Annotated in this window: 12 protein-coding genes and 3 pseudogenes; 7 read left to right on the top strand and 8 right to left on the bottom strand. The window is 66.8% G+C overall.

What is annotated here, in order from left to right:
• Window positions 1-172 precede the first annotated feature (172 nt).
• Both ACZ34W_RS36880 and ACZ34W_RS36875 read right to left on the bottom strand, forming a co-directional pair.
• On the bottom strand, window positions 173-745 hold the full coding sequence (locus ACZ34W_RS36880) for a hypothetical protein (RefSeq protein WP_465610615.1): 573 nt from the start codon (window positions 743-745) through the stop codon (window positions 173-175).
• A gap of 60 nt (window positions 746-805) precedes the next feature.
• Window positions 806-1,988: pseudogene (locus tag ACZ34W_RS36875) on the bottom strand (transposase).
• On the opposite strand from ACZ34W_RS36875, the gene ACZ34W_RS36870 reads away from it, so the two are divergent.
• Entirely contained in the window at window positions 1,903-2,289 is a 387-nt protein-coding gene (locus ACZ34W_RS36870) for a hypothetical protein (protein WP_465610617.1), read from the top strand. The pseudogene ACZ34W_RS36875 and the gene ACZ34W_RS36870 sit on opposite strands and share 86 nt — an antisense overlap.
• Window positions 2,290-2,325: 36 nt before the next feature.
• Here the strand turns inward: ACZ34W_RS36870 and ACZ34W_RS36865 are convergent, their stop codons facing one another.
• Window positions 2,326-2,643 (bottom strand): SOS response-associated peptidase family protein, encoded by a 318-nt coding sequence (locus ACZ34W_RS36865; protein ID WP_465610613.1) that lies wholly within the window; start codon window positions 2,641-2,643, stop codon window positions 2,326-2,328.
• 127 nt (window positions 2,644-2,770) lie between these two features.
• A pseudogene (gene lexA / locus ACZ34W_RS36860) lies at window positions 2,771-3,286 on the bottom strand (transcriptional repressor LexA); the annotation flags it as partial.
• Window positions 3,287-3,501: 215 nt separating this feature from the next.
• Here lexA and ACZ34W_RS36855 point away from each other — a divergent pair.
• From ACZ34W_RS36855 to tuf, 6 genes are all read left to right on the top strand, one after another.
• On the top strand, window positions 3,502-4,776 hold the full coding sequence (locus ACZ34W_RS36855) for a site-specific integrase (protein WP_465610611.1): 1,275 nt from the start codon (window positions 3,502-3,504) through the stop codon (window positions 4,774-4,776).
• A complete protein-coding gene (locus ACZ34W_RS36850; protein ID WP_465610609.1) occupies window positions 4,773-6,650 on the top strand; it encodes a hypothetical protein in 1,878 nt (625 codons plus the stop codon). The genes ACZ34W_RS36855 and ACZ34W_RS36850 overlap by 4 nt, the downstream gene beginning before the upstream one ends.
• The gene (locus ACZ34W_RS36845; protein ID WP_465610607.1) at window positions 6,647-8,809 is read left to right on the top strand and encodes a hypothetical protein; all 2,163 of its coding nucleotides are present in this window, start codon (window positions 6,647-6,649) and stop codon (window positions 8,807-8,809) included. Before ACZ34W_RS36850 ends, ACZ34W_RS36845 begins: the two co-directional genes overlap by 4 nt.
• Window positions 8,806-9,237 (top strand): hypothetical protein, encoded by a 432-nt coding sequence (locus ACZ34W_RS36840; RefSeq protein WP_465610605.1) that lies wholly within the window; start codon window positions 8,806-8,808, stop codon window positions 9,235-9,237. The genes ACZ34W_RS36845 and ACZ34W_RS36840 overlap by 4 nt, the downstream gene beginning before the upstream one ends.
• A 199-nt stretch (window positions 9,238-9,436) precedes the next feature.
• Window positions 9,437-10,630: a hypothetical protein gene (locus ACZ34W_RS36835; RefSeq protein ID WP_465610603.1), complete on the top strand. Its 1,194-nt coding sequence runs from the start codon at window positions 9,437-9,439 to the stop codon at window positions 10,628-10,630.
• A 2,278-nt stretch (window positions 10,631-12,908) separates the two neighbouring features.
• A complete protein-coding gene (gene tuf, locus ACZ34W_RS36830; RefSeq protein ID WP_465610601.1) occupies window positions 12,909-14,105 on the top strand; it encodes an elongation factor Tu in 1,197 nt (398 codons plus the stop codon).
• Between the two features lie 149 nt (window positions 14,106-14,254).
• Here the strand turns inward: tuf and ACZ34W_RS36825 are convergent.
• The 4 genes and pseudogenes from ACZ34W_RS36825 to ACZ34W_RS36810 form a co-directional block, all read right to left on the bottom strand.
• Window positions 14,255-14,422 (bottom strand): annotated as a pseudogene (locus ACZ34W_RS36825) (LexA family protein); the annotation flags it as partial.
• A gap of 70 nt (window positions 14,423-14,492) precedes the next feature.
• Window positions 14,493-15,554, bottom strand: a complete 1,062-nt coding sequence (locus ACZ34W_RS36820; RefSeq protein WP_465610599.1) for a DNA polymerase Y family protein — start codon at window positions 15,552-15,554, stop codon at window positions 14,493-14,495.
• A 144-nt stretch (window positions 15,555-15,698) separates the two neighbouring features.
• Window positions 15,699-17,714, bottom strand: coding sequence for a hypothetical protein (locus tag ACZ34W_RS36815; RefSeq protein ID WP_465610597.1), 2,016 nt, complete (start codon window positions 17,712-17,714; stop codon window positions 15,699-15,701).
• A gap of 81 nt (window positions 17,715-17,795) precedes the next feature.
• Window positions 17,796-18,839 carry a helix-hairpin-helix domain-containing protein gene (locus ACZ34W_RS36810; protein WP_465610595.1) on the bottom strand — a complete coding sequence of 348 codons (1,044 nt, stop codon included), beginning with the start codon at window positions 18,837-18,839 and terminating at the stop codon, window positions 17,796-17,798.
• Window positions 18,840-19,049 lie beyond the last annotated feature (210 nt).

Genomic DNA, 19,049 nt, shown 5'->3' with positions numbered 1-19,049 from the left:
CCATCCGCATATCGCATGCCACACGGTCTACAGCGACAGGTGACCATCCGTCAGCAAAACGGCAGATCTACCACCCCAAAGAGCTGATGTCAGTAATGCGAGGGGCCTCAGCCCGTCGACCAGCATCAGCCCGGATCGAGGTCGGCTACTCCGCCCCATGAGTCACATCGCGTCAGGCGTGGAACTGGCCGTTGCGGTACTCGTCGCGTGGCAGCGAGTCCCATTCGGTACTGGCGCCGTCGCGCGTCACCATGAACAGGGGACGCGATCGAAGGGCTTCCCCGACGAGTTGCGCGCGCATGACGACCCCAGGATCGTCCGGTCCTGCGTAGCCCTCGGGCGTGTAGCGGAAGTGCCCGTCCACTGCCTCGGCATACGCGATGGCGTCGCGCTCCAGCTCCACCAGGTCTCGTCCGACCAGCGTGAGTCCGTCGTGCGCGACCTCGGGGCCGTGCACGGCGTCGGCAGCCACGCAGAACAACCCCACGGCTTGGCTCACATACGCCGTGACGGCAGGCGCAGAAGGAGCCATGCCGCGACGGTGGACCTCGATCTTCCACGTCGGCGAGAAGATCGCGGGGCCCGGTGAACACTCGCTGACGTTCGACTGGCCGAGCACCTCAGCCGCCTCGACCACTTCGTCGACGGCCATGCCGAACCGGAGCGGTCCGACCCCGACGGCCGGCGCATAGGGCCACTCGTCCCGGCCTGCGACTCCGGCATCGGCTTCGGTGTTGAACGGCATAGGCGCCCCTCTGGAGACAGCTGAGACTTGCGCCGATTGAACAGGCAGGGAACGAGAGGATCAAGGTGCCGTCGCATCCTCGGTTCGCTCGGCGTGCTCCTGCGGGGTGCGCTGCTGCGGCAGGAGTGGGCCGAGGTGCAGGTGACGGTTCATGTCCAGCTCGAACCTGCCGTAGGGGTTCACATGGGTCCAGAAGAGAGGTGAGAGGCCGCGCCGGTCTGCATCGGTGAGCCTGTTCGCCCACTTCGGCTCGGCCAGGACCTCTTGGACCAGGAGCGTGTTGACGTGGACCAGGGCCGATTGGAGGAGGTGCAGGGCGAGCATCGAGATCTCCTGGCTCTCCTTGTCCTTGCCGGTCAGTTCGCCGTCCTTGCCGTAGAACAGGTCGTGGTTGGCACTGTTCCAGTTCTCGACGACCTGCAGGCCTTCGCCGATCTCCCGGCGCAGGTCGGCGTCGGCGAGGTAGTCGCAGATGAAGGCCGTGCGCACGGCTCGCCCCAGCTCCTCGATGGCCCGGTAGGTGGGGTGCTTGGGACCGCCGCGGGTGAACCGTCGCAGGACCTGCTCGGCCTCCGCCGTGCCCAGGCGAAGGGCGGTGGTGTACTTGACGATCTGGTCGTACTGCTGACGGATCAGCTCCCAGTCGATGGTCTTGGTGGACAGCACCGCGCCCAAGTGCGGCCACTGGTCGTCCTCGCCGGCGGCGGGGCGGTACAGCCGGGCCGACCCGACGTTCTTCAGCCTGGGGAGGAGGTTGAAGCCGAGCATGTGCGCGAACGCGAACCCGACGATGGAGGCGCCGTGGGTGTCGGTGTACTGCCGGTCGACCTCCATGTCGATGCAGTGGCGCAGTACGCCCTCGATCATCGAGGCGACCTCGGAGGCCGAACAGTGCTTGAGCTGGGAGTAGATGCACACCGACTTGCGCTCCACGTGCCAGTAGATCATCACGCCGGCTGGACCAGGCACCGAACTTGCGACTGTCGGAGGCGCACGCGGTGCCGGCGCCCCACCAGCCCTCGTCCCTGGCGGCGAGGGTGTGGTTGACGAGTTTGACCAGTGCGGACCTCAGGTTGGTCCGGTTCACGAACAGGTGCCGGATCCGGCGCAGGACTGCCTCGGACTCGCCGTGCTTGCCGGTGGCCACCACCCGCTTGATGCCCATGTTGGTGCCCAGCGCGAACAGCACCAGCAGCAGCCGGCGCCGCAGGACGTCGCGTGGGACCACCTCCCGGGAGGCCACCGAGGAGAACTCGGAGGTGAAGCCGGTGGCGAACTCCGCCTCCTTGAGGATGTCGATCAGGTCAATCGTCCCCCAGCGGCGTTGGATCTCGGCCTTCAGGGTGACCAGGTTCTCCGGCTCCTCCTGCCTTGCCAGCGGGGACACCTTGATCCACGGCTCGCCGTGGCGCTTGGTGATCTCCACCCCGCCCGTCGTGCTCAGCTCCAGCGCCTGGTCGAAGCCCGTGAGTGCGTCGCGCAGCCGCTTCTGCAGGGCGCCGATGAACTCCTGCGGGTCCTGCAGCTGGCGGATCGCCGAGTAGTGCACGTCGCGGTTGTCCTCGAAGTCCGGAGGCAGGTCATCCTCCGGGTTGCGCCAGCGGGACGCCCCGGCCACCCATATCTCGCGTCGCCGCAGCGCGTCCCGCAGGCTGACCAGCACGCACGGCCGTGACGGTGAGCTCGGTGCCGGCGGGGGTGTGCAGGAGCGATCGGAGGCTGTCGGAGTCGGTGTGGTCGGGGTCCAGCCAGGCGTCTCGGTTGGCCGCGGTGATGGTCAACGGCATGCGGTCGTGGATGCGGCCGGCGGCATCGGTGGCCTCGGTAGTGATGATGGTGCAGGAGACCAGCCAGGCCAGCGTGTCGCGGTGTGCTCGCTGCAGGGAGGACGCCTTCAAGCAGCCGAGTCCGATCCGACTCCGGTCAGCGCCCCGGGCCCAGCACCCGGCCACAGGCGTGGCCCCCGGCCGACCACCCCAGCCGGTCGATCGCGCCGACGCCAGTTCGCCGGGACCGACAGCGGGGTCAGAGCCTTCGGAGGACGGCGACGACCTTGCCGAGGATGGTGGCGTTGTCGCCGGGGATGGGTTCGTAGGCCGGGTTCTCGGGCATCAGCCAGATCTTGCCGTCCTCGCGCTTGAGACGCTTGACGGTGGCCTCCCCGTCGATCATCGCGGCGACGATGTCGCCGCCTTCCGCCGTCGGCTGGCGGCGAATCGTCAGCCAGTCCCCGTGGCAGATTGCGGCGCCGATCATTCTGTCACCTTGCACGGTGAGGGCGAACAGCTCTCCCTCACCGACCAGCTGCCGGGGGAGGGTGAGGACGTCCTCGACGGTCTGCTCGGCGAGGATCGGGCTTCCGGCGGCGATCCGGCCGACCAGCGGCACGTACGAGGTGGACGTGCGGGCCGCGTCGGTGGTCGGCGCGGATGCTGCGCCGGGCAGGCGGTACTCGGACACGCGGTAGGCCCGGGGGCGGTGGGGGTCAGCCCGGAGAAACCCTTTGCGCTCCAGGGCCTTGAGTTGGTGTGCGACGGAGGTTCGGTATCCAGTGACTGTTGTTGGACACGCTCGTTGAGCCGCCTGTGACGGTCGAAACGGACAGTGCACGGTGCTGGCAAGTGCACAGGGTCGGTCTCGGCCAGCCCTTCGGCGAGCTTGCCGGCGTTCTCATGCCGGACCTGGGCTCACGGGTGGCGGGCCTGCGGGAGGGGCAGCGGTTTCTTCTCGGTCCGGACGGGCGGTCCGATCTGCGTGTGAACGCCTGCCTGGCGTCGGCGAGATGGCGCAACCTCAAGGATTCCTCGCAGCGCGACTACACCTACTCGGTCGGGGTGTGGCTGAACTTTCTACTCACCCGCGGCGTGAACTGGTGGGACGCCAGCGAGGACGAGGCGGAGGAGTTCCTGTTCTGGCGGGTCACCGACTGCGAGAACGACGGCCGGGTGCAGACCAGCTCCTTCTCCCGCGACCTGGCCGCCTGCAAGAACTTCTACAAGTGGATGCGCCGCTACGGCGTCACCGACCCGTTCGCCGACTTCGACGCGCCGAGGGCGGTCCGCTCGGCGGATGTGAAGTGGCTCGACCCGGGCGGCTATCGGCGCTGGCTCGACCTGGGCATCCGCGGAATGGACCTGTCCGGGCGGCCCGACCCGTGGTGGCGGGGCCGCAACGGCCAGCGGGACACGGTCTTCTGTGACGGCCTCTACGGCACAGGCCTGAGGGTCTCGGAGTGGGCGAGCATAGTACTGCCCGAGCTGCCTGCCTTCGACCGGCGCCGCGGCTACTACACCTGCCGGCTGGCCGACGCCTGCGCCAAGGGCGGGTTCGGGCATCCGTACTGGATGCCACGCCGGGCCATGAACGGGGTGCTGGCCTACTTGGAGGGGGCGCGGGCGGCGGCGGTGCGTCGGGCCCAGGCGGCCGGCCGCTACGAGAAGGTGGAGGGCCGCCGCCTGGTGGTGGCCACGCACGGCACGAGGGCGGTGACGATGGAGCGCGTCCGCGGTGGCACCGAGTGCAGGAACTGGAACGACATCGGCCCGCGGACCCGGCTTCGCCTGTTCCGCGAGACTCCGCAGGGCCTGGAGCCGGTGGTCCTGTGGCTGAATGAGGACGGCCTGCCTCGGGACGGACGGGGCTGGGAGCACACCTTCGACGTCGCCAACGAGCGGATCGACGCGTTGGGTCTGGAGAACTTCACCTGCACCCCGCACATGTTGCGACACTCCTGCGCGCTGAAGTGGTACGCGGTCGGCAAGCTGGTGATGGCGGCCCGCCTCGGCCATCTCACGGAGGACGAACGGCGGGACTTCCGAGAGCAGTTCGGTGACGTCTGGCACCTGGTCCAGACGATGCTCGGCCACATGACGGTAGAGACGACGAAGAACGTCTACCTGGAGCCGTTCAGGACCCTGGACGTCGAGCTGCTGCTGGCCTACGCGGACGGATTTCCCGTGGACATCTTCATGGCGGAGGTGTTCACCGGTCACCCGCGGGTGCGGACCGATCCGCTGGCGGCGGCCCGGTGAGCCGCGGCCGGCGGGCGTCTCTTCCCGCGGGCGAGCAGGGCACGGAGCGAGGACTCCTGCAGACCGGCGACGGCCGCCTGGTGGTGCGGTGCTTCAGCCAGGACGGCCAGGAACGCAAGGATTACGACTTCTCGCGGATGACCGTGGCCGCCGGACTGCGGGACGCGCTGGTGAAGGCGTTCATCAAGAAGACCGCCCCCGGGGCGGGCCGGACCTCGGTGGAGTCGATCAACAAAGTCTACCGGGCGCTGGTCCTGTTCGACCGGTACCTGGCGACGCTGAGCTGGCCGCCCAGGGATGCCTCGCACCTGACACCCGAGCACTTCGAAGGCTTCTACAACAGCCGTAGGCAACTCAGCCATGCCTCCCTTGAAGTGCTGGAGCTGAGGAACGTACTGATCAAGGTAAAGGGCATCACGAGTGCCTTCGCCGGTCGGCTGGCCGGCCCGTTGCCGCAGAGGACGCAGGGTACCGAGAAGAGCAGCTACAGCCGGACCGAGTTCGGACGCATCGCGGCTGCCGCCCGCAGTGACCTGAGGGCGGCCGCCAAGAGGATCCGGCACAACCGGGAGATCCTGGAGCGCTTTCGCGCGGGCGAGCCGGATCCGGGTACGGACCGGTTCTTCGCGCAGAGAATGCGGGTGCTGGACTCGGTGGACCGCACTGGCGACCTTCCCCGCACACTCCGGCAGGACGGGCTGATGCGGCAGTCGTGGACGATCAAGTTCGGCAGCGTCCAGGAGGTGATGTCTTGGCTGCACCTGACGACCTGGGAGGCCGCGGCCGGCGCGGTGCTGCTGGGAGTGCTGACCGGCGAGAACCCGGACGTCATCATCAAGACGCCGGCGGCTCACCACCGGGCCGACGGCCACACCGGGGAGCCGGGAACAGCGATCCTCGACCTGCGTAAGCTCCGCCGGGGCCGGCGCGCCTACATGAACCTCGCGCTCGCACAGGTCCCCGACTGGATCAGCGTCCCCGACTCCCCGCAGACGGTCTCGGCCCGCGACGAGCTGCACACACCGTTCGGGCTCTACCTCCTGCTGCACGAACTGACCGAACGCTCGCGGGCCCTGATCGGCGGCAACCGGCTCCTGACCGGCTATTCGGTCAGCGGCGGAATGGGCGCTGGCCGGGGACTGCGGTCGCTGGCGGCCAACGGCGTCCCTGTCACCCGGCTCGGGCGGATGTGGGGGCTGACGACAGATGCCTCGGACGAGCACGGGGTCCCGGTCCCGCTGCCGCTCAGGCTGGACCTGATCCGGCTCACCTACATCGAGCTGCACCAGAAGCCCGTCGCACAGACCGAGCAGACCGCCGCAACCTACATGCTCCGCAACCGCGGCAACATCGCCGAATACCGGAAGGTCGTCGCGGACGCCCTGAGCGCGGAGGTCGCCAAGGCGCGCGCCCGCGGGGCGGTGTCGGTGATGTCCGCGGCGGAGGTCGAGCGGGCCCGCACCGATCCCGAGGAGGTAGCCGCCGAGCTCGGGCTTGACCTGGTGACGCTGAAGCGGATGATCGCCGGTGAACTCGACACCGTCATGGCGTCCTGCACAGCCAACAGCGACGGCCCGCACAACCCTGGCGAACCGTGCCGAGCGTCGTTCATGCAGTGCCTGGACTGCGAGTGCGCCCGGGCACTGCCCAGGCACCTTCCCATCCAGGTCCTCGTCCACGACCGCCTCGCCGAGCGGCGCCGCCAGATGGACCCGCTGCAGTGGGCCGCCCATTTCGCCGGCCCGCACGCCCAGCTGACGGACCTGCTGGACCACCACGACGACACTGCGGTCGCCGATGCCCGCGAGAACGCCACCGCCGCCGACCAAGTGCTCGTCGACCGATTCCTGAACCGGGAGCTCGACCTGCGATGACTGCACCAGCACCGGCTCCGGCCTGGGGAGAGGTCCCCGAGGGCACCCAGTGGCCCGGCCCGGACACCCTCGTCCTGCAGAACCGCGATCTGCGCCCCGGCACCGACTTCTCACACCTTTCTCGGTTCCGGGAGGACCAGTGGAACGTCAACGCGGCGATCTTCGAAGACCACATGGGCTCCGTCTCGGTGAACTTCGCGGGCCTGCCGCCGGCGCTCAAGGAGGCGACGAAGCACTACGTCTGGCAGCTGCTGAACCACCTCGAACCTCGCGGCTTCCGCAGGCAGCGCATCGCGGTCCTCACAGCGAGCCGCGTCGTGTCCTCCTCGCTGCAGCACGTCCTCAAGTGGCTCGCCGAGCGTGAGGTCACGGCGTTCTGCCAGATCACGCCGCAGCTACTGGACGGCTTCCTCGCGCACCTCATCGACAGTGAGGAGCCAGCCGCGCAGTCATACTCGCAGCTCGCTGAGATCCGCCGCCTGTGGTCCTACCGCGACGTCCTGCCGCCGGCGATGAGGATGCCCGACACGCCGCCCTGGGGCGGCGAGGACACCCAGGACCTGCTGGTCGTTCGGCGCAATAGCCGGGAGAACCGCACGCCCCGAATCGCCGAGCCCGTCATGCAGGCCCTGCTGCGATGGGCGATCCGGTTCGTCGAGGACTTCTCCGGCGACATCATCGCGGCCTGGACCGAATACCTCACCATTCACGCCCAAATGCCAGACAGTAGAGGGCAATTGGGAACGCAGGCGACCACGGCCCGCCCACGACACCGCAGTGGCGAGCTGGCCGGTAAGGTCACTTCCTACCTCGACGGCCTACGCGAGCGCGGCGACACCCTGCCGGGCTACCGACGGCCGGACGGGCAGCTGGAGATCCGCTGGCGCCACCTCGGGGCGATTCTGAACTGCTCGGGCTCTCTCCAGTACGGCTCCGCGGCCCAGCTGATCACCGACTCCGGGATCCCTTTCGGCGAACACACCTACCTCGCCACCCTCACCGGCCGCCTGGACGGACAGCTCTGGCTGAGCGAACGCATCCACTACGAACAAGCACCGCGGCTCGCCCGACTGCTGACCACCGCCTGCTTCGTCATCGTCGCCTACCTCTCCGGCGCCCGCCCCGGGGAGGTCCTCAACCTGCGGCGCGGCTGCATCACCGACGACCCGGACACCGGGCTCTGCCTCATGGCCGGCCTCTACTTCAAAGGCGCCCGGGACAAGGACGGCAACAAAATCCCCGAAGGCGAGCCGCGACCCGACCCCTGGGTCGTGATCGACATCGTCGCCAGGGCCGTTACCGTCATGGAACGCCTCCACCCCCATGCCCTGCTCTTCCCCAGCCAGATCGGCCCCGACTACATCCGGCGCGGTGCCGGCGTCCGAAAACGGCTGGGCAAGGCTCGCAGCACCACCCTCGTCAGCCACGACGTGGCAGCGTTCGTGGCCTGGGTCAACACCTACTGCGAGGCCACGGGCCGTGCTGACGCGATCCCCGCCGACAACCACGGCCCTCTGGCACCGAGCCGCTTCCGCCGCACCCTCGCCTGGTTCATCCGCCGCCGGCCCCGCGGACTGATCGCCGCCTCGATCCAGTACGGCCACGCCTACACCCGCATGACCCAGGGTTACGCGGGCTCCTTCGAATCCGGGTTCCCCGACGAGTACGCATTCGAGGATTGGCTGTTCCGCATGGAAGGCCTGGCCGAGGACGAGGAGAAGCTCACCGCAGGAGAAAACGTCAGCGGCCCGGCCGCCAGCACCTACCGCTTCAGAGTGGCAGCAGCCACTCGCGAGTTCGCCGGCCGCGTCCTCACCAACGACCGCCAAGCCCGCGACCTCGTCGGCAACCCGCTCCTGCAGATCTACCACGGGCAGGGAATGACCTGCGTCCTCAACCCCGCCACCGCCGCCTGCCAGCTGCGGGGATCCGCCGACGATCCCATGGTCACCCCCGACCTGGACGACTGCCACCCCAAGTGTCGGAACCTCGCCCGTACCGACCGCGACATCGAGTACGTCAAGCAGCAGATCGCCGAACTCACCGAAAGCGTCGCTAACCCGCTGGCCCCGCCCATCCGCCACGAACGCGAGCGCCATGAGCTCGCGCGGCTCACCGCCATCACCGAAGCGCACGAACAAGGAGCATCGAGCCGGTGAGCAGGTTCCCGATCGACCACGAGAGCGACCCAGCACGCCGGGCGATCCTCGCCGCGATGAACCGACTGTTCGCCGGCACCCCCCAACGCTCCAACGGGCGCCTCAACGTCTCCCAGCTGGCCGTCGAAGCCGACGTCCAACGCTGGCGCCTGACACACCAGCACCCCGACCTCAAAGACCTCTTCCAGGCAGAGGCCGCCAAGGACGAGGCCAAGCGGGCGACTCACACACGCTCCGCCGACGCCCTCGAGGACCTGAAGAAGCAGCACACCGACCTCCAGGCGCACTGCCGGTTCCTGGAAGCTCGCCTCCACACATACGCAACGGCCATCCACCTCCTTTCGCTGGAGAACGCCGCGCTGTCCGACCGCAACGAAGACACCGCAACGGTCCGCGTCCTACCCCGCCGTCCAGAGCACCTACCCTGACCGGGCGCCGATGGATGCTCCACGTGCTGGTGGCGGCGGACGGAATCCATCCGCTGAGGGACTGATCCTCCAAACCGCCCGCGGGACATTCCGGGTCAGGCCCTTCCCCGCAGGTGGCTGAGTATCGAGCGTCGACATAAAATCGCTATAGATAACTTGCGGTCAGCCATCAGCCTAAGTGAGATCGAAGGTGCCTCAGATGGCAATCGTATTTGTTCACGGAATTGGCAATCGGGACGAGGAGAAATTCTCCAAAGCAACCAAGCTTCGCAATGGACTCTTCAGCAAGTATCTCCTATCTGCCATCTACGGACCAGCCGCCAGGACCGTTCCAATCATCAGTCCCCCATGGGGCGTCGACTATGGGGCTCATCTGCGATGGAATCACGCCTGCCTGCCCCTCGGAGCCGGCGAACAAATGGGCACCTCCGCGGGTGACCTAGGAGACATCGCGGCCACAGCAGCAGCGTCGGGCGTTGAACCTTCGAAGATCGTCTTAAGTGTCGCTAGGTCCAGTATGCGCGATGCCATTGATTTGCTATTCACCTCCGCCGATCTTAATGATCGGGATGATGCAGAGATTCGCGATCTAGTAGATCTGGCAGAAGTCCTTGAGAGCTACTGCGGAGCTCAGGAGCTAGCGGCTCCGAATACCTCGGAGAAGGAGAGGTACCCGTGGCTTTCCGATGCTGTAGACGACCAAGATTTCGTCGACCTTCTTCTAAGGGAAGCCAACCCGGCCGGAGGGTCCAGTGTCACCGAGTCCCTCGGCGGAAAGAATCTGTGCGGTCGGGCGGCCGCGATCCTCAGAGGAGCAGCGGACGGTCTCAAGAAGGCGCTGATCGGTAAGCCAGCGAGCCTCACCGCAAATGGCGCACGTCGCCTCGCCGGCAAGCCAATTTCGCTCCTATTGGGCGATATATTCGTATACCTGGAAGATCCGAAGCAGATAGTCAACACTGTTGTTTCCGGAATCGAGGAAGGGATCACATCAACCCCCTCCGATAGCCGCCTTATCGTGATAGCCCATAGCATGGGGGGGAATATCGTATACGACATCCTTAGTAATTTTCGACCGGACCTTCACGTCGACCTGCTAGTCACCGTAGGCTCTCAAGTCGGATTGTTCGCCGAGTTGGGACTGTTTGAGAATGTACGCGCCTCCGGCCTGCCCACAGCTGATTGCCTCAAGGTGCCGAGGCTTCCCAAAGTTGGCCGCTGGATCAATGTGGTTGATCGCGGCGACCTACTGGCCTATCGTGCGGCCCCAATCTTTGAGGGTGTCGAGGATTACGATTATCCAACAAATGCAGCGTGGGCTCATTCGGCCTACTTCCGGCAGCCAAATTTCCATTCACGATTGGCCGCGAAAGCATTGGAGGTGCCAACGTGACCCTCATCCCTGTCAATACTGACCACGGTGCACGGGTACACGCGTTTGTTCTCGGAGTAGGTTCCTACTCACATTGCGCCAACCCGAAAAGTGACGACAGTGACGTGAGGCGCGCGCTCCGTAGCCTCGACGAACAGTTAACGTCTGCCCCGCTTTCCGCCGCCACCTTTGCGCAGTGGCTCTTGGATTCCACGCGCCACCCTTCTGATCCCCCGATTGGCACTCTTGAGGTACTTATCTCCTCCAAGAACCCTACTTTTCTTCGAACAGCAAAGGGCACCAAAAAGATAGAGCCAGCCCGGTTTGCCTCGGCCCAAGCAGCATGCAGGAGTTGGTTCGACCGGTGTAATACGGACCCTGGGAATGTTGCCCTATTCTTCTTCTGTGGACATGGATGGCAGCGCGCCGGACAGCAGCAAGAGATTCTCATGGAAGATCTTGGAGAAGACCCGGTCGCCCTATTTAAGTCGGTAGTTGACTTCCGCAGGACCTTCCTCGCGATGCGAACCTGTAAAGCACGAACCCAGTGCTACTTTGTGGATTGCTGTCGCGACCTGCCGACCGGCCTACAGGAATATGCCGCAAGCCAAGGGCATTCCCTGCTTGACGTCGACATCAGACTCGACCTTGGCCAACGAGATGCGCCAATACTATTCTCGGCAGCGCCGGGATCCGGTATAGATGTGAAACCCAACGAACCTACGCCATTCACTGCGTATTTGATTGAGACCCTAGAGGGCCTAGGTGCAAAGAGAGGGCCAGCAGGCTGGCAAGTTCTGACCGATTACTTGGCGCCAAAGTTCCGCGAGGTTCTTAAGTGGTATGCGAAACAGGGCAAGGTTGTGCCTCCCTTTACTTCCGACGGGGACCAAACTGGGTCGAGCGTGCTGCGTACGCTAAACGGACCTCCGGAGATCCCGTTCCGTCTCAGCTGCTCTCCTCGGGCGGCACTTTCTAGTGCAAGTTTGGATCTTTCCCATTCCCTGACAGGCGCCACTAAGAATCGCCCACCGGTCCCATCGGACTGGAATGATCGCACCCGAGCAGGTGTTCACACTATTACCGTTTCTTTCCCTTCGGAGGCCCCATATCATTCGACTAAATTCTCAGACCTCTTCGATACGCCGTTCTTCGAATGGGATATTCCGGTGGAAGGGGTGTAGTCATGGCTATAGAAGGGGTACATCGAATCGATCTTATGTATCGTCATGCCAACGTCCGGCGAGGCGCGGTGGTCGGCGGGGTTGAGATCATGGACTCTGACTCACGGTGCGTCGCGATGTCTCTTGTTCGCTGCGATCAGCCCGTAGAGGTGGTGCTTCCCGCGGAGGGGGCTTACTATGCTCGCGGGCGACTGGCATCCGGGGGCGGACTGTCGGCCTACTTCCGGACGGAAGGCGCAAGCTCTCCAGTCCTCTTGACCGCACAGGAGGACTCGCCAATGCCAGATCCGTCAGAGGTTGAGTACTCTCGCGGGTGGATCGCAGGCTGGCGCTGGGAGGAGTCTCACGAAAGATTCCAACCAGCGACCGCAGCCCTGATGGGCGACCCGTCCCTTGCGCGAATCTTTCCATCTCCAGACGCGCATCTCATGCAAGTTGGAGGTTTTGGCCTTACACCGCGCTGCACCTTGGTGCCAGCCGGTACATGGCTCCAGCTCGGGCCAATACCTGGAGATCTCACACTTTCAATTGGGCTCGAGCACACACTACTCTCATTCCTTCATGACGGCGACCTGCCTGCAGCCCGGATAATCGCGGAAGACGTGCTGCGATCAGGGCGCCGGCCGGGTAAGTCCAAAGAACCGCTTCTCGATGTGGCTCTCGGCTACTACCTGCTCCGGAGCGGATCTAAAACGTCAGCCGTCTGGGCGCGAGAACTTGTATCTGCTTTCCCCTCGTCGCCCGACGCTCATATAATTCTCGCCTGGGCACTGCTGCAGCATCCAAATCCGTCGCCATCTGCGGTTCGAGCAGCATTGATGTCAAGTCTAGTTCATGGTCTTCCCTGGCTTACTAAAGGCTTGCATATGCTCAGCGACGGGCTTCAGCTGTTCCCGGACAATGACCACCTCGTCAATGCCAAGAGGCGCTTCCTTGCTCCATACCTAAAATCGGCTATTGGATCCGTCCTGAGCGCCTTCTGGGGCACTGATCCCAATAGTCCAGAGAGTTCTATAAATGCCCCGTATCACAGGCCGACCCACGCGGAGTCTCTTCGCGTACTGTTCAGCTCGTTGACCGGATCCCGCGGTCAACAAGCTGAGCCTTCGCCGCCCTTGACCGGCAAACCCAGGTTCCAGCGGACGAAGCCCCACGTCAACATCGGCACCATCGGTCACATCGACCACGGTAAGACCACGCTGACCGCGGCCATCACCAAGGTGCTGCACGACGCGTACCCGGACATCAACCCCTTCACGCCGTTCGACCAGATCGACAAGGCCCCGGAGGAGCGTCAGCGCGGTATCACCATCTCGATCGCGCACGTCGAGTACCAGACCGAGGCGCGTCACTACGCCCACGTCGACTGCCCGGGTCACGCCGACTACATCAAGAACATGATCACCGGTGCGGCTCAGATGGACGGTGCGATCCTCGTCGTCGCCGCCACCGACGGCCCGATGCCGCAGACCAAGGAGCACGTTCTCCTGGCCCGCCAGGTCGGCGTTCCGTACATCGTCGTCGCCCTGAACAAGGCCGACATGGTGGACGACGAGGAGATCCTGGAGCTCGTCGAGCTCGAGGTCCGTGAGCTCCTCTCCGAGTACGAGTTCCCGGGCGACGACCTGCCGGTCGTCCGCGTCTCGGCGCTGAAGGCGCTCGAGGGCGACAAGGAGTGGGGCGAGAAGCTCCTCGGCCTCATGCACGCCGTCGACGAGGCTATCCCGACCCCGGCTCGCCTCACCGACCAGCCGTTCCTGATGCCGATCGAGGACGTCTTCACGATCACCGGTCGTGGCACCGTCGTCACCGGCCGCGTCGAGCGCGGCATCCTCAAGGTCAACGAGACCGTCGACATCATCGGCATCAAGGAGACCAAGACCACCACCAAGGTCACCGGTATCGAGATGTTCCGCAAGCTGCTCGACGAGGGCCAGGCCGGTGAGAACGTCGGTCTGCTGCTCCGGGGCATCAAGCGCGAGGACGTCGAGCGCGGCCAGGTCATCATCAAGCCGGGTTCGGTCACGCCGCACACCGACTTCGAGGCCCAGGCCTACATCCTGTCGAAGGATGAGGGTGGCCGTCACACCCCGTTCTTCAACAACTACCGCCCGCAGTTCTATTTCCGTACCACTGACGTGACCGGTGTCGTGACCCTTCCCGAGGGCATGGAGATGGTCATGCCGGGCGACAACACCGCCATGACCGTCGCGCTGATCCAGCCGGTCGCCATGGAGGAGGGCCTGAAATTCGCCATTCGTGAGGGTGGCCGTACCGTCGGCGCCGGTCAGGTCACCAAGATCATTAAATGATCGAGATCGGCAAAAGAGCCCGTTCACCCGGACCTCGACACCCGATCAGTTGCAACAGGGCTGTTGCGCATCCGAGATTCGCCTAGGGTCTGTGACCAGGGCAAGCATCCAGCTGCCTTCAACAAGGCCCCTCAGCACACTGGCGGGATAACTGAGGAGCTGGAGGAGAGGCCGACAGCCTGGCCGATTTCGCGCATGGACGGCGGGTAGCCGCGCCGCTGGACGGAGTCCTGGATGACCTCGATCACCCGACGCTGGCGCTGCGTCAGGCCTGTCTCGTCGGTGCTTATGCCCGGCGGGCGGCCGGGGAGGCCGCGGCCGGCGTTGTCGGTGGTGTCCTCCGGCACGGTGCTCTCCTTCCTGCGGGGATCTTGGTGGTGTGGCACTCTACGCCCGCCCGGGGCGGTGGTCCACGTACATTCCGTGGCGTCCGTAGCGGCTTCGACCTGGGTTGTTCGTGGTCGGCTTCGGGCCGGCGGCGAGGGCCGCCGGGGCGAGGGTGCCGGTGCCGAAGCGGGCATTCGCGCGGTCGATGACGGGCTCCAGGGTGCGGGCGCTCTCGGTGGGCCGGTCGAACGTCAGCTGGACCGCCGAGGCCTCGACGTCGTGCAGGTCCCCGGCGCGGGCGGTCACGGCGCGGACCCGGGCACGCTGTAGACCGAGCCGGGCGTGCAGGCCATAGAGGACGTCGCGCAGCGCCGGGCTGTGGCTGGTGGCTTCGGGCAGGATCCGGGAGCGGGTGGTGCTGGAGCGGTCAGCGTAGGTCACCTGCAACTCGACAGCGCGGGCGGTCCGGCCCGCGGCGCGGAGCCGGGCGCCGAGGTCGGTGGCCAGGTGGAGCAGCGCCTGGCGGACCTGGTCAGGGTCGAGGATGTCGCGGTCGAAGCGGCTGGCGGACGCGATGGACGCGGGCGGACCGGAGGGGGTGACGGTGCGTCGGTCGGTGCCGCCTGCTCGCTCGAGCAGCAGGCGCCCGGTGGCGGCGCCGGCGATGCGCTGAACGGTGGCCACCGGGAGGTCGGCGAACTCGCCGATGGTGCTGATGCCGTAGCGGACGAGCTTCTTCTCCAAGGCCGGGCCGATGCCGGGCAGCAGGCGGACGTCCTGGTGGTGGAGGAAGGCGATCTGGGGGCGGGGGTCCTCGGGCAGGGTGTGGACGGTGCCGGGGACGGCGAGGTCGGCGAGAAGGCGGTTGGGGCCGAGCCCTCCGGTGCTGACAAGGCCGTAGCGCGCGGCGAGCTGGGTCTGGAGCCGGTCAGCCAGGGCGGCCGGCGGCGCCCCGAAGTACGTGACGGCGCCGGCCAGCTGGAGCAGCGCCCGGTCGGGTGGGACGGCCTGGACCACGGGGGTGGTGTCGGTGAGGACCGCGAACAGGGAGCGGTAGGTCTCGAAGCCCGGGCGGTGGACGCGCAGGCTCAGGATCGTGCATGGGGCGGGGGTGGTGGTCATGTTGTGCTCCCCAGGTGGGTGGGAGTGCGGCTGGTCCGGCCGGTGAGTGGGTGCTGCGCATCGCGGGCGGTGTGCCGGCCTGCCCGGGCGGGTCGGTCCGTGGTCATGCCGATCACCCTGCCGAGCCCTGGTTCACCAGACGTTTCAGCATGTCTCACCTGAGCGGAGGTCGGTGCAGGTGAGAGCCTGTGCGATCAGGCTTCGCAGCTCTTCGTCGCGGAGGATCATCGGGTATCCGCCGTCTGCAGACAGGCGGCGGTTGGACTCCTGAAGCGTCAGCAGGGCGGTACGGATCGCCGGGCTGATCTCGCCCATTCGGATCAGGGCTTGAAGCGCGTCGCGGAAGAACCCGAAGCCGTCACCGCCGTCGGTGATCGGCAGTACGAACTCCTCCAGGACCTGCATGCTCGGCTCGGCGCGGCCCGTGATCGACCAGAGCGTGACCGCCGCGGTGAGGCGCGGCCAGTGCGTGCTGTTCTCCATGGCGCACCGGACCCGGTCCGTGTAGGGCGCCGCGTCGAGCCCGTAGTCGGCCAGGGCGCCGATCGGCCCGTATCCGGGCTCCTCCGCTGCCAGGACCGCCTCGCCGAAGAACCGGAGTGCCGCCGTGCGGTCTCCGCTGATGCGCACGGTGGCCGCGGCGACCGCGAAGTGGTTGCCCGGGTAGTCGAGTACCTCGCAGGTTCGCAGGGCCGGTTCGGCCGCGGCGGCGGCCGGGCCCATTGCGTGCAGTATCCCGATCACATGGATCGAGGTACAGGTGTCGGCCAGCAACGGCAGGAGATCGGGCAGGGCCGGCAACGCGTCCTCGCCCCAGGCCTCCAGCACCTCGAGGAACTGGCGGGTCGCACCGCCTCGGGCGCCGCCCTGCCGGATTGCCTCCCGTATCGCGGGCAGCAGGACGTCCGCGTACCTCCGCAGCGGGACCAGCACGTCCTTGGTGTCAGGCCGCCTTGGATCACCGATGACATAGCCGCGGCCCTGTTCTTCCTCCTGCGCGCGCAGCTGCTCGACCAGCCCTGGCAAGGCACGGTGGTCACCGATGCGAGCTAGTGCCCAGCGGGCGTACGCGCCGACCGTTCCGTCGAGCAACGCGTCAGCTGCTTCGTCGTCGAGCAGCTCCGCCAGTCGGTCCGTGTACGGGGCCGCAGCATGGCCCAGCACTGCGAGCATGTTCGCGGCCCGCAGCCGTACGGCGCCGTCGGGATTGGTGAGCAGCCCGCCTGCCAGCGGCAGTAGGGCGGCTTCCACCCCGTGCCGCTCGGTGAGAAGCCGCCACGCCAGGTCAAGTGCCGCCCGGCACAGAGCGGCGTCGCCGGTTCGGTCTGCCGTCTCGACCAGCCGAACGGCGAAGTGGAGTTCGGCACCGGGGTCGTGTGCAAGGATCCACCCTGTCGACCGGACCAGGTCCTCGCGGGTCCAGGGACCGTCGACAGCCGGGGTGTACCAGACCTCTTCGAACCGTGGTGCCAGCTCCGGGTTGGAGAACACCTCGATCAGCCGGTCCATCTCCCGGGCCGGTAGGTCCCGGTCGACCAGCGCGAAGGCATGCACTGCCGCGACCCAGAGCACCGGATCATCACTGCCCAGCACGTCCGCCAGCACGGCCCGCGCATCGTCGACGGCGTCGCCGGTCCCGCCGGCTCCCGTCGCCCCGGATACGGCCTCGCCGAGGGCGAGCAGAAGCGCGATCCGTACCGTCGGGTCCTTCTCCACCCGCCATCGCTCCAGCAGCTGCACGATCCCGGCGGCCACGGGAATCGCCGCCCGCCGCACCGCCGGCTCCGGATCCCCGAGCAGCGCCCACGCACCCGTCCAGTCCTCGTCTGCCAGGGCCGGAGCCTGAAGAGCCGCCAGCAGCTCGACGAGTTCGACCCGCGCGCCCATGGCCGGATCTGCAGCGAGCGCGATGACGAACGGCAGGGCGACAGCAGCTGCGGACGGCGTCTCACACCCTTCCCTCGTGACGAGGGAGTACAGCGGGTAGCAGTCCTCCTCCCTCGCCTGCCCGCCGGCACGAGCGAGCTGGCGGAGCGTCTGTGGCACGACCTCGACCGGGTCCATCGGATGCCCCGTCGCGAGCCCGTTCCACACCACAGCGTCCAGCTCCTCAAGCGACATCCCCGTCATCGCCATCCCATCCACCACCACATCGTCCATGCCCGTCACCGGCCGTCATCGTCCAGGAAACACGCCGCCCTGTCGTTCGAAATTCGCTCCGCCGCACACCTGAGACACCCCTCAGCCTGGAGAACCCTGGGAGGCGTGCCAGAGCCGTCCGGCGCCAGCGGTCCCGCGGCCTACTGGCCCGTCGGGTGCTGGGGTGTCCTCGGAGGGGGTATTGGTGGGGCGGGTCAGGAGGGCTCGGACGGCTGCGGTGCCGCCGGCCTGGTGAGTGTCGGCGACCTCCTGGAGGTTCCAGGCCTGGGTGCCGATGACGGTGACGGACCGGCCGCGGCGTGAGACGGTGCCGCGGGCGAGGATCAGGAAATGGTGGAAGAGGGGGTGGGCGGCCTGCTCGTGGGTGTCGTCGAAGAACGTGAGGTCGACCTGGCCCCGGTCGCCCTGACTGCCGTCGTCGAGGGAGACGAAGATGGTGCGGCGGCCGCTGCGCATCGGCGGGGTCTGGATGGCGACCTTCGCCCCGGCGACCAGTACCGTCTCGCCGTTCTGGTGCTCTGCCAGGCGGTGGGCGGGGGTGACGCCGAGCTCGGCGAGCAGCGGATGGAAGGGCTCCATGAGGTGGCGGCTGGCGTCCATGCCGATGACCTCCAGCTCGGCCTGCATCTCCTCGCCCTGCGTCATGGCCGGCAGGCCGGTGTCCCCGGGGGTCGGAGCAGTGGGGGGTGCGAGGACGAGCTGGTCGGGGATCTGGGCGGCACGGTGCTGGTGATGGAGTTCGTCGAGCAGCAGGAGCAGCTCGCGGCGGTGGGCGCCGTGGGCGATGGCCTCCAGGGCGCCGATGCGGGCGAGACGTTCGGCGATCGGCTGGGTCGGGCGGGCGCGGGTCCAGAAGTCGGGAACGTCGGTGTAGGGCTGCTCGGCGGCGATCCGGGCGGCGATGTCGGCGGTGATGCCGTGGACGTCGGCGAGGGAGACCCGCAGGCCGAGCCGGCCATCCGGGAGCTGCTCGGTGCGGTAGGCGTCGGCGGAGTGCTGGACATCGACGGGCAGAACCGGCACGCCGCGGCGCCGGGCGTCGGCGAGGACCAGGCGCTTGGGGTACATGCCGGGGTCGTGCTCCAACAGCCCGGCGTAGAACGCGGCCGCGTAGTGGGCCTTCATCCACGCGGACTGCAGGGTTGTCAGGCCGAACGCCACCGCGTGGCTCTTGGCGAAGCCGAGGTTATGAACAACTGCGGTGTCTCACTGACTGTGGTGTCGCAGGTCTCGCGGGCAGCTAGTGTCCTGCGCCCGAGATCCGTCGGCAGAATCGGGCGAGGGAATCGAGGATCTCGTCCGCGGTCTTGGTCCAGGTGAACGGTGTGGGGGCCT

The sequence above is a fragment of the Kitasatospora sp. NPDC022856 genome (assembly GCF_055561235.1).
Note: the sequence above shows the minus strand (reverse complement) of the source record. Positions and strands in the feature narration are given on the sequence as shown.

Coding starts and splice junctions, on each gene's coding strand:
- ACZ34W_RS36880 (WP_465610615.1), bottom strand. CDS start 745: ATGCCGTTCAACACCGAAGCCGATGCCGGAGTCGCAGGCCGGGACGAG.
- ACZ34W_RS36870 (WP_465610617.1), top strand. CDS start 1,903: ATGCCCATGTTGGTGCCCAGCGCGAACAGCACCAGCAGCAGCCGGCGC.
- ACZ34W_RS36845 (WP_465610607.1), top strand. CDS start 6,647: ATGACTGCACCAGCACCGGCTCCGGCCTGGGGAGAGGTCCCCGAGGGC.
- ACZ34W_RS36835 (WP_465610603.1), top strand. CDS start 9,437: ATGGCAATCGTATTTGTTCACGGAATTGGCAATCGGGACGAGGAGAAA.
- ACZ34W_RS36820 (WP_465610599.1), bottom strand. CDS start 15,554: ATGACCACCACCCCCGCCCCATGCACGATCCTGAGCCTGCGCGTCCAC.
- ACZ34W_RS36815 (WP_465610597.1), bottom strand. CDS start 17,714: ATGGACGATGTGGTGGTGGATGGGATGGCGATGACGGGGATGTCGCTT.
- ACZ34W_RS36810 (WP_465610595.1), bottom strand. CDS start 18,839: ATGAAGGCCCACTACGCGGCCGCGTTCTACGCCGGGCTGTTGGAGCAC.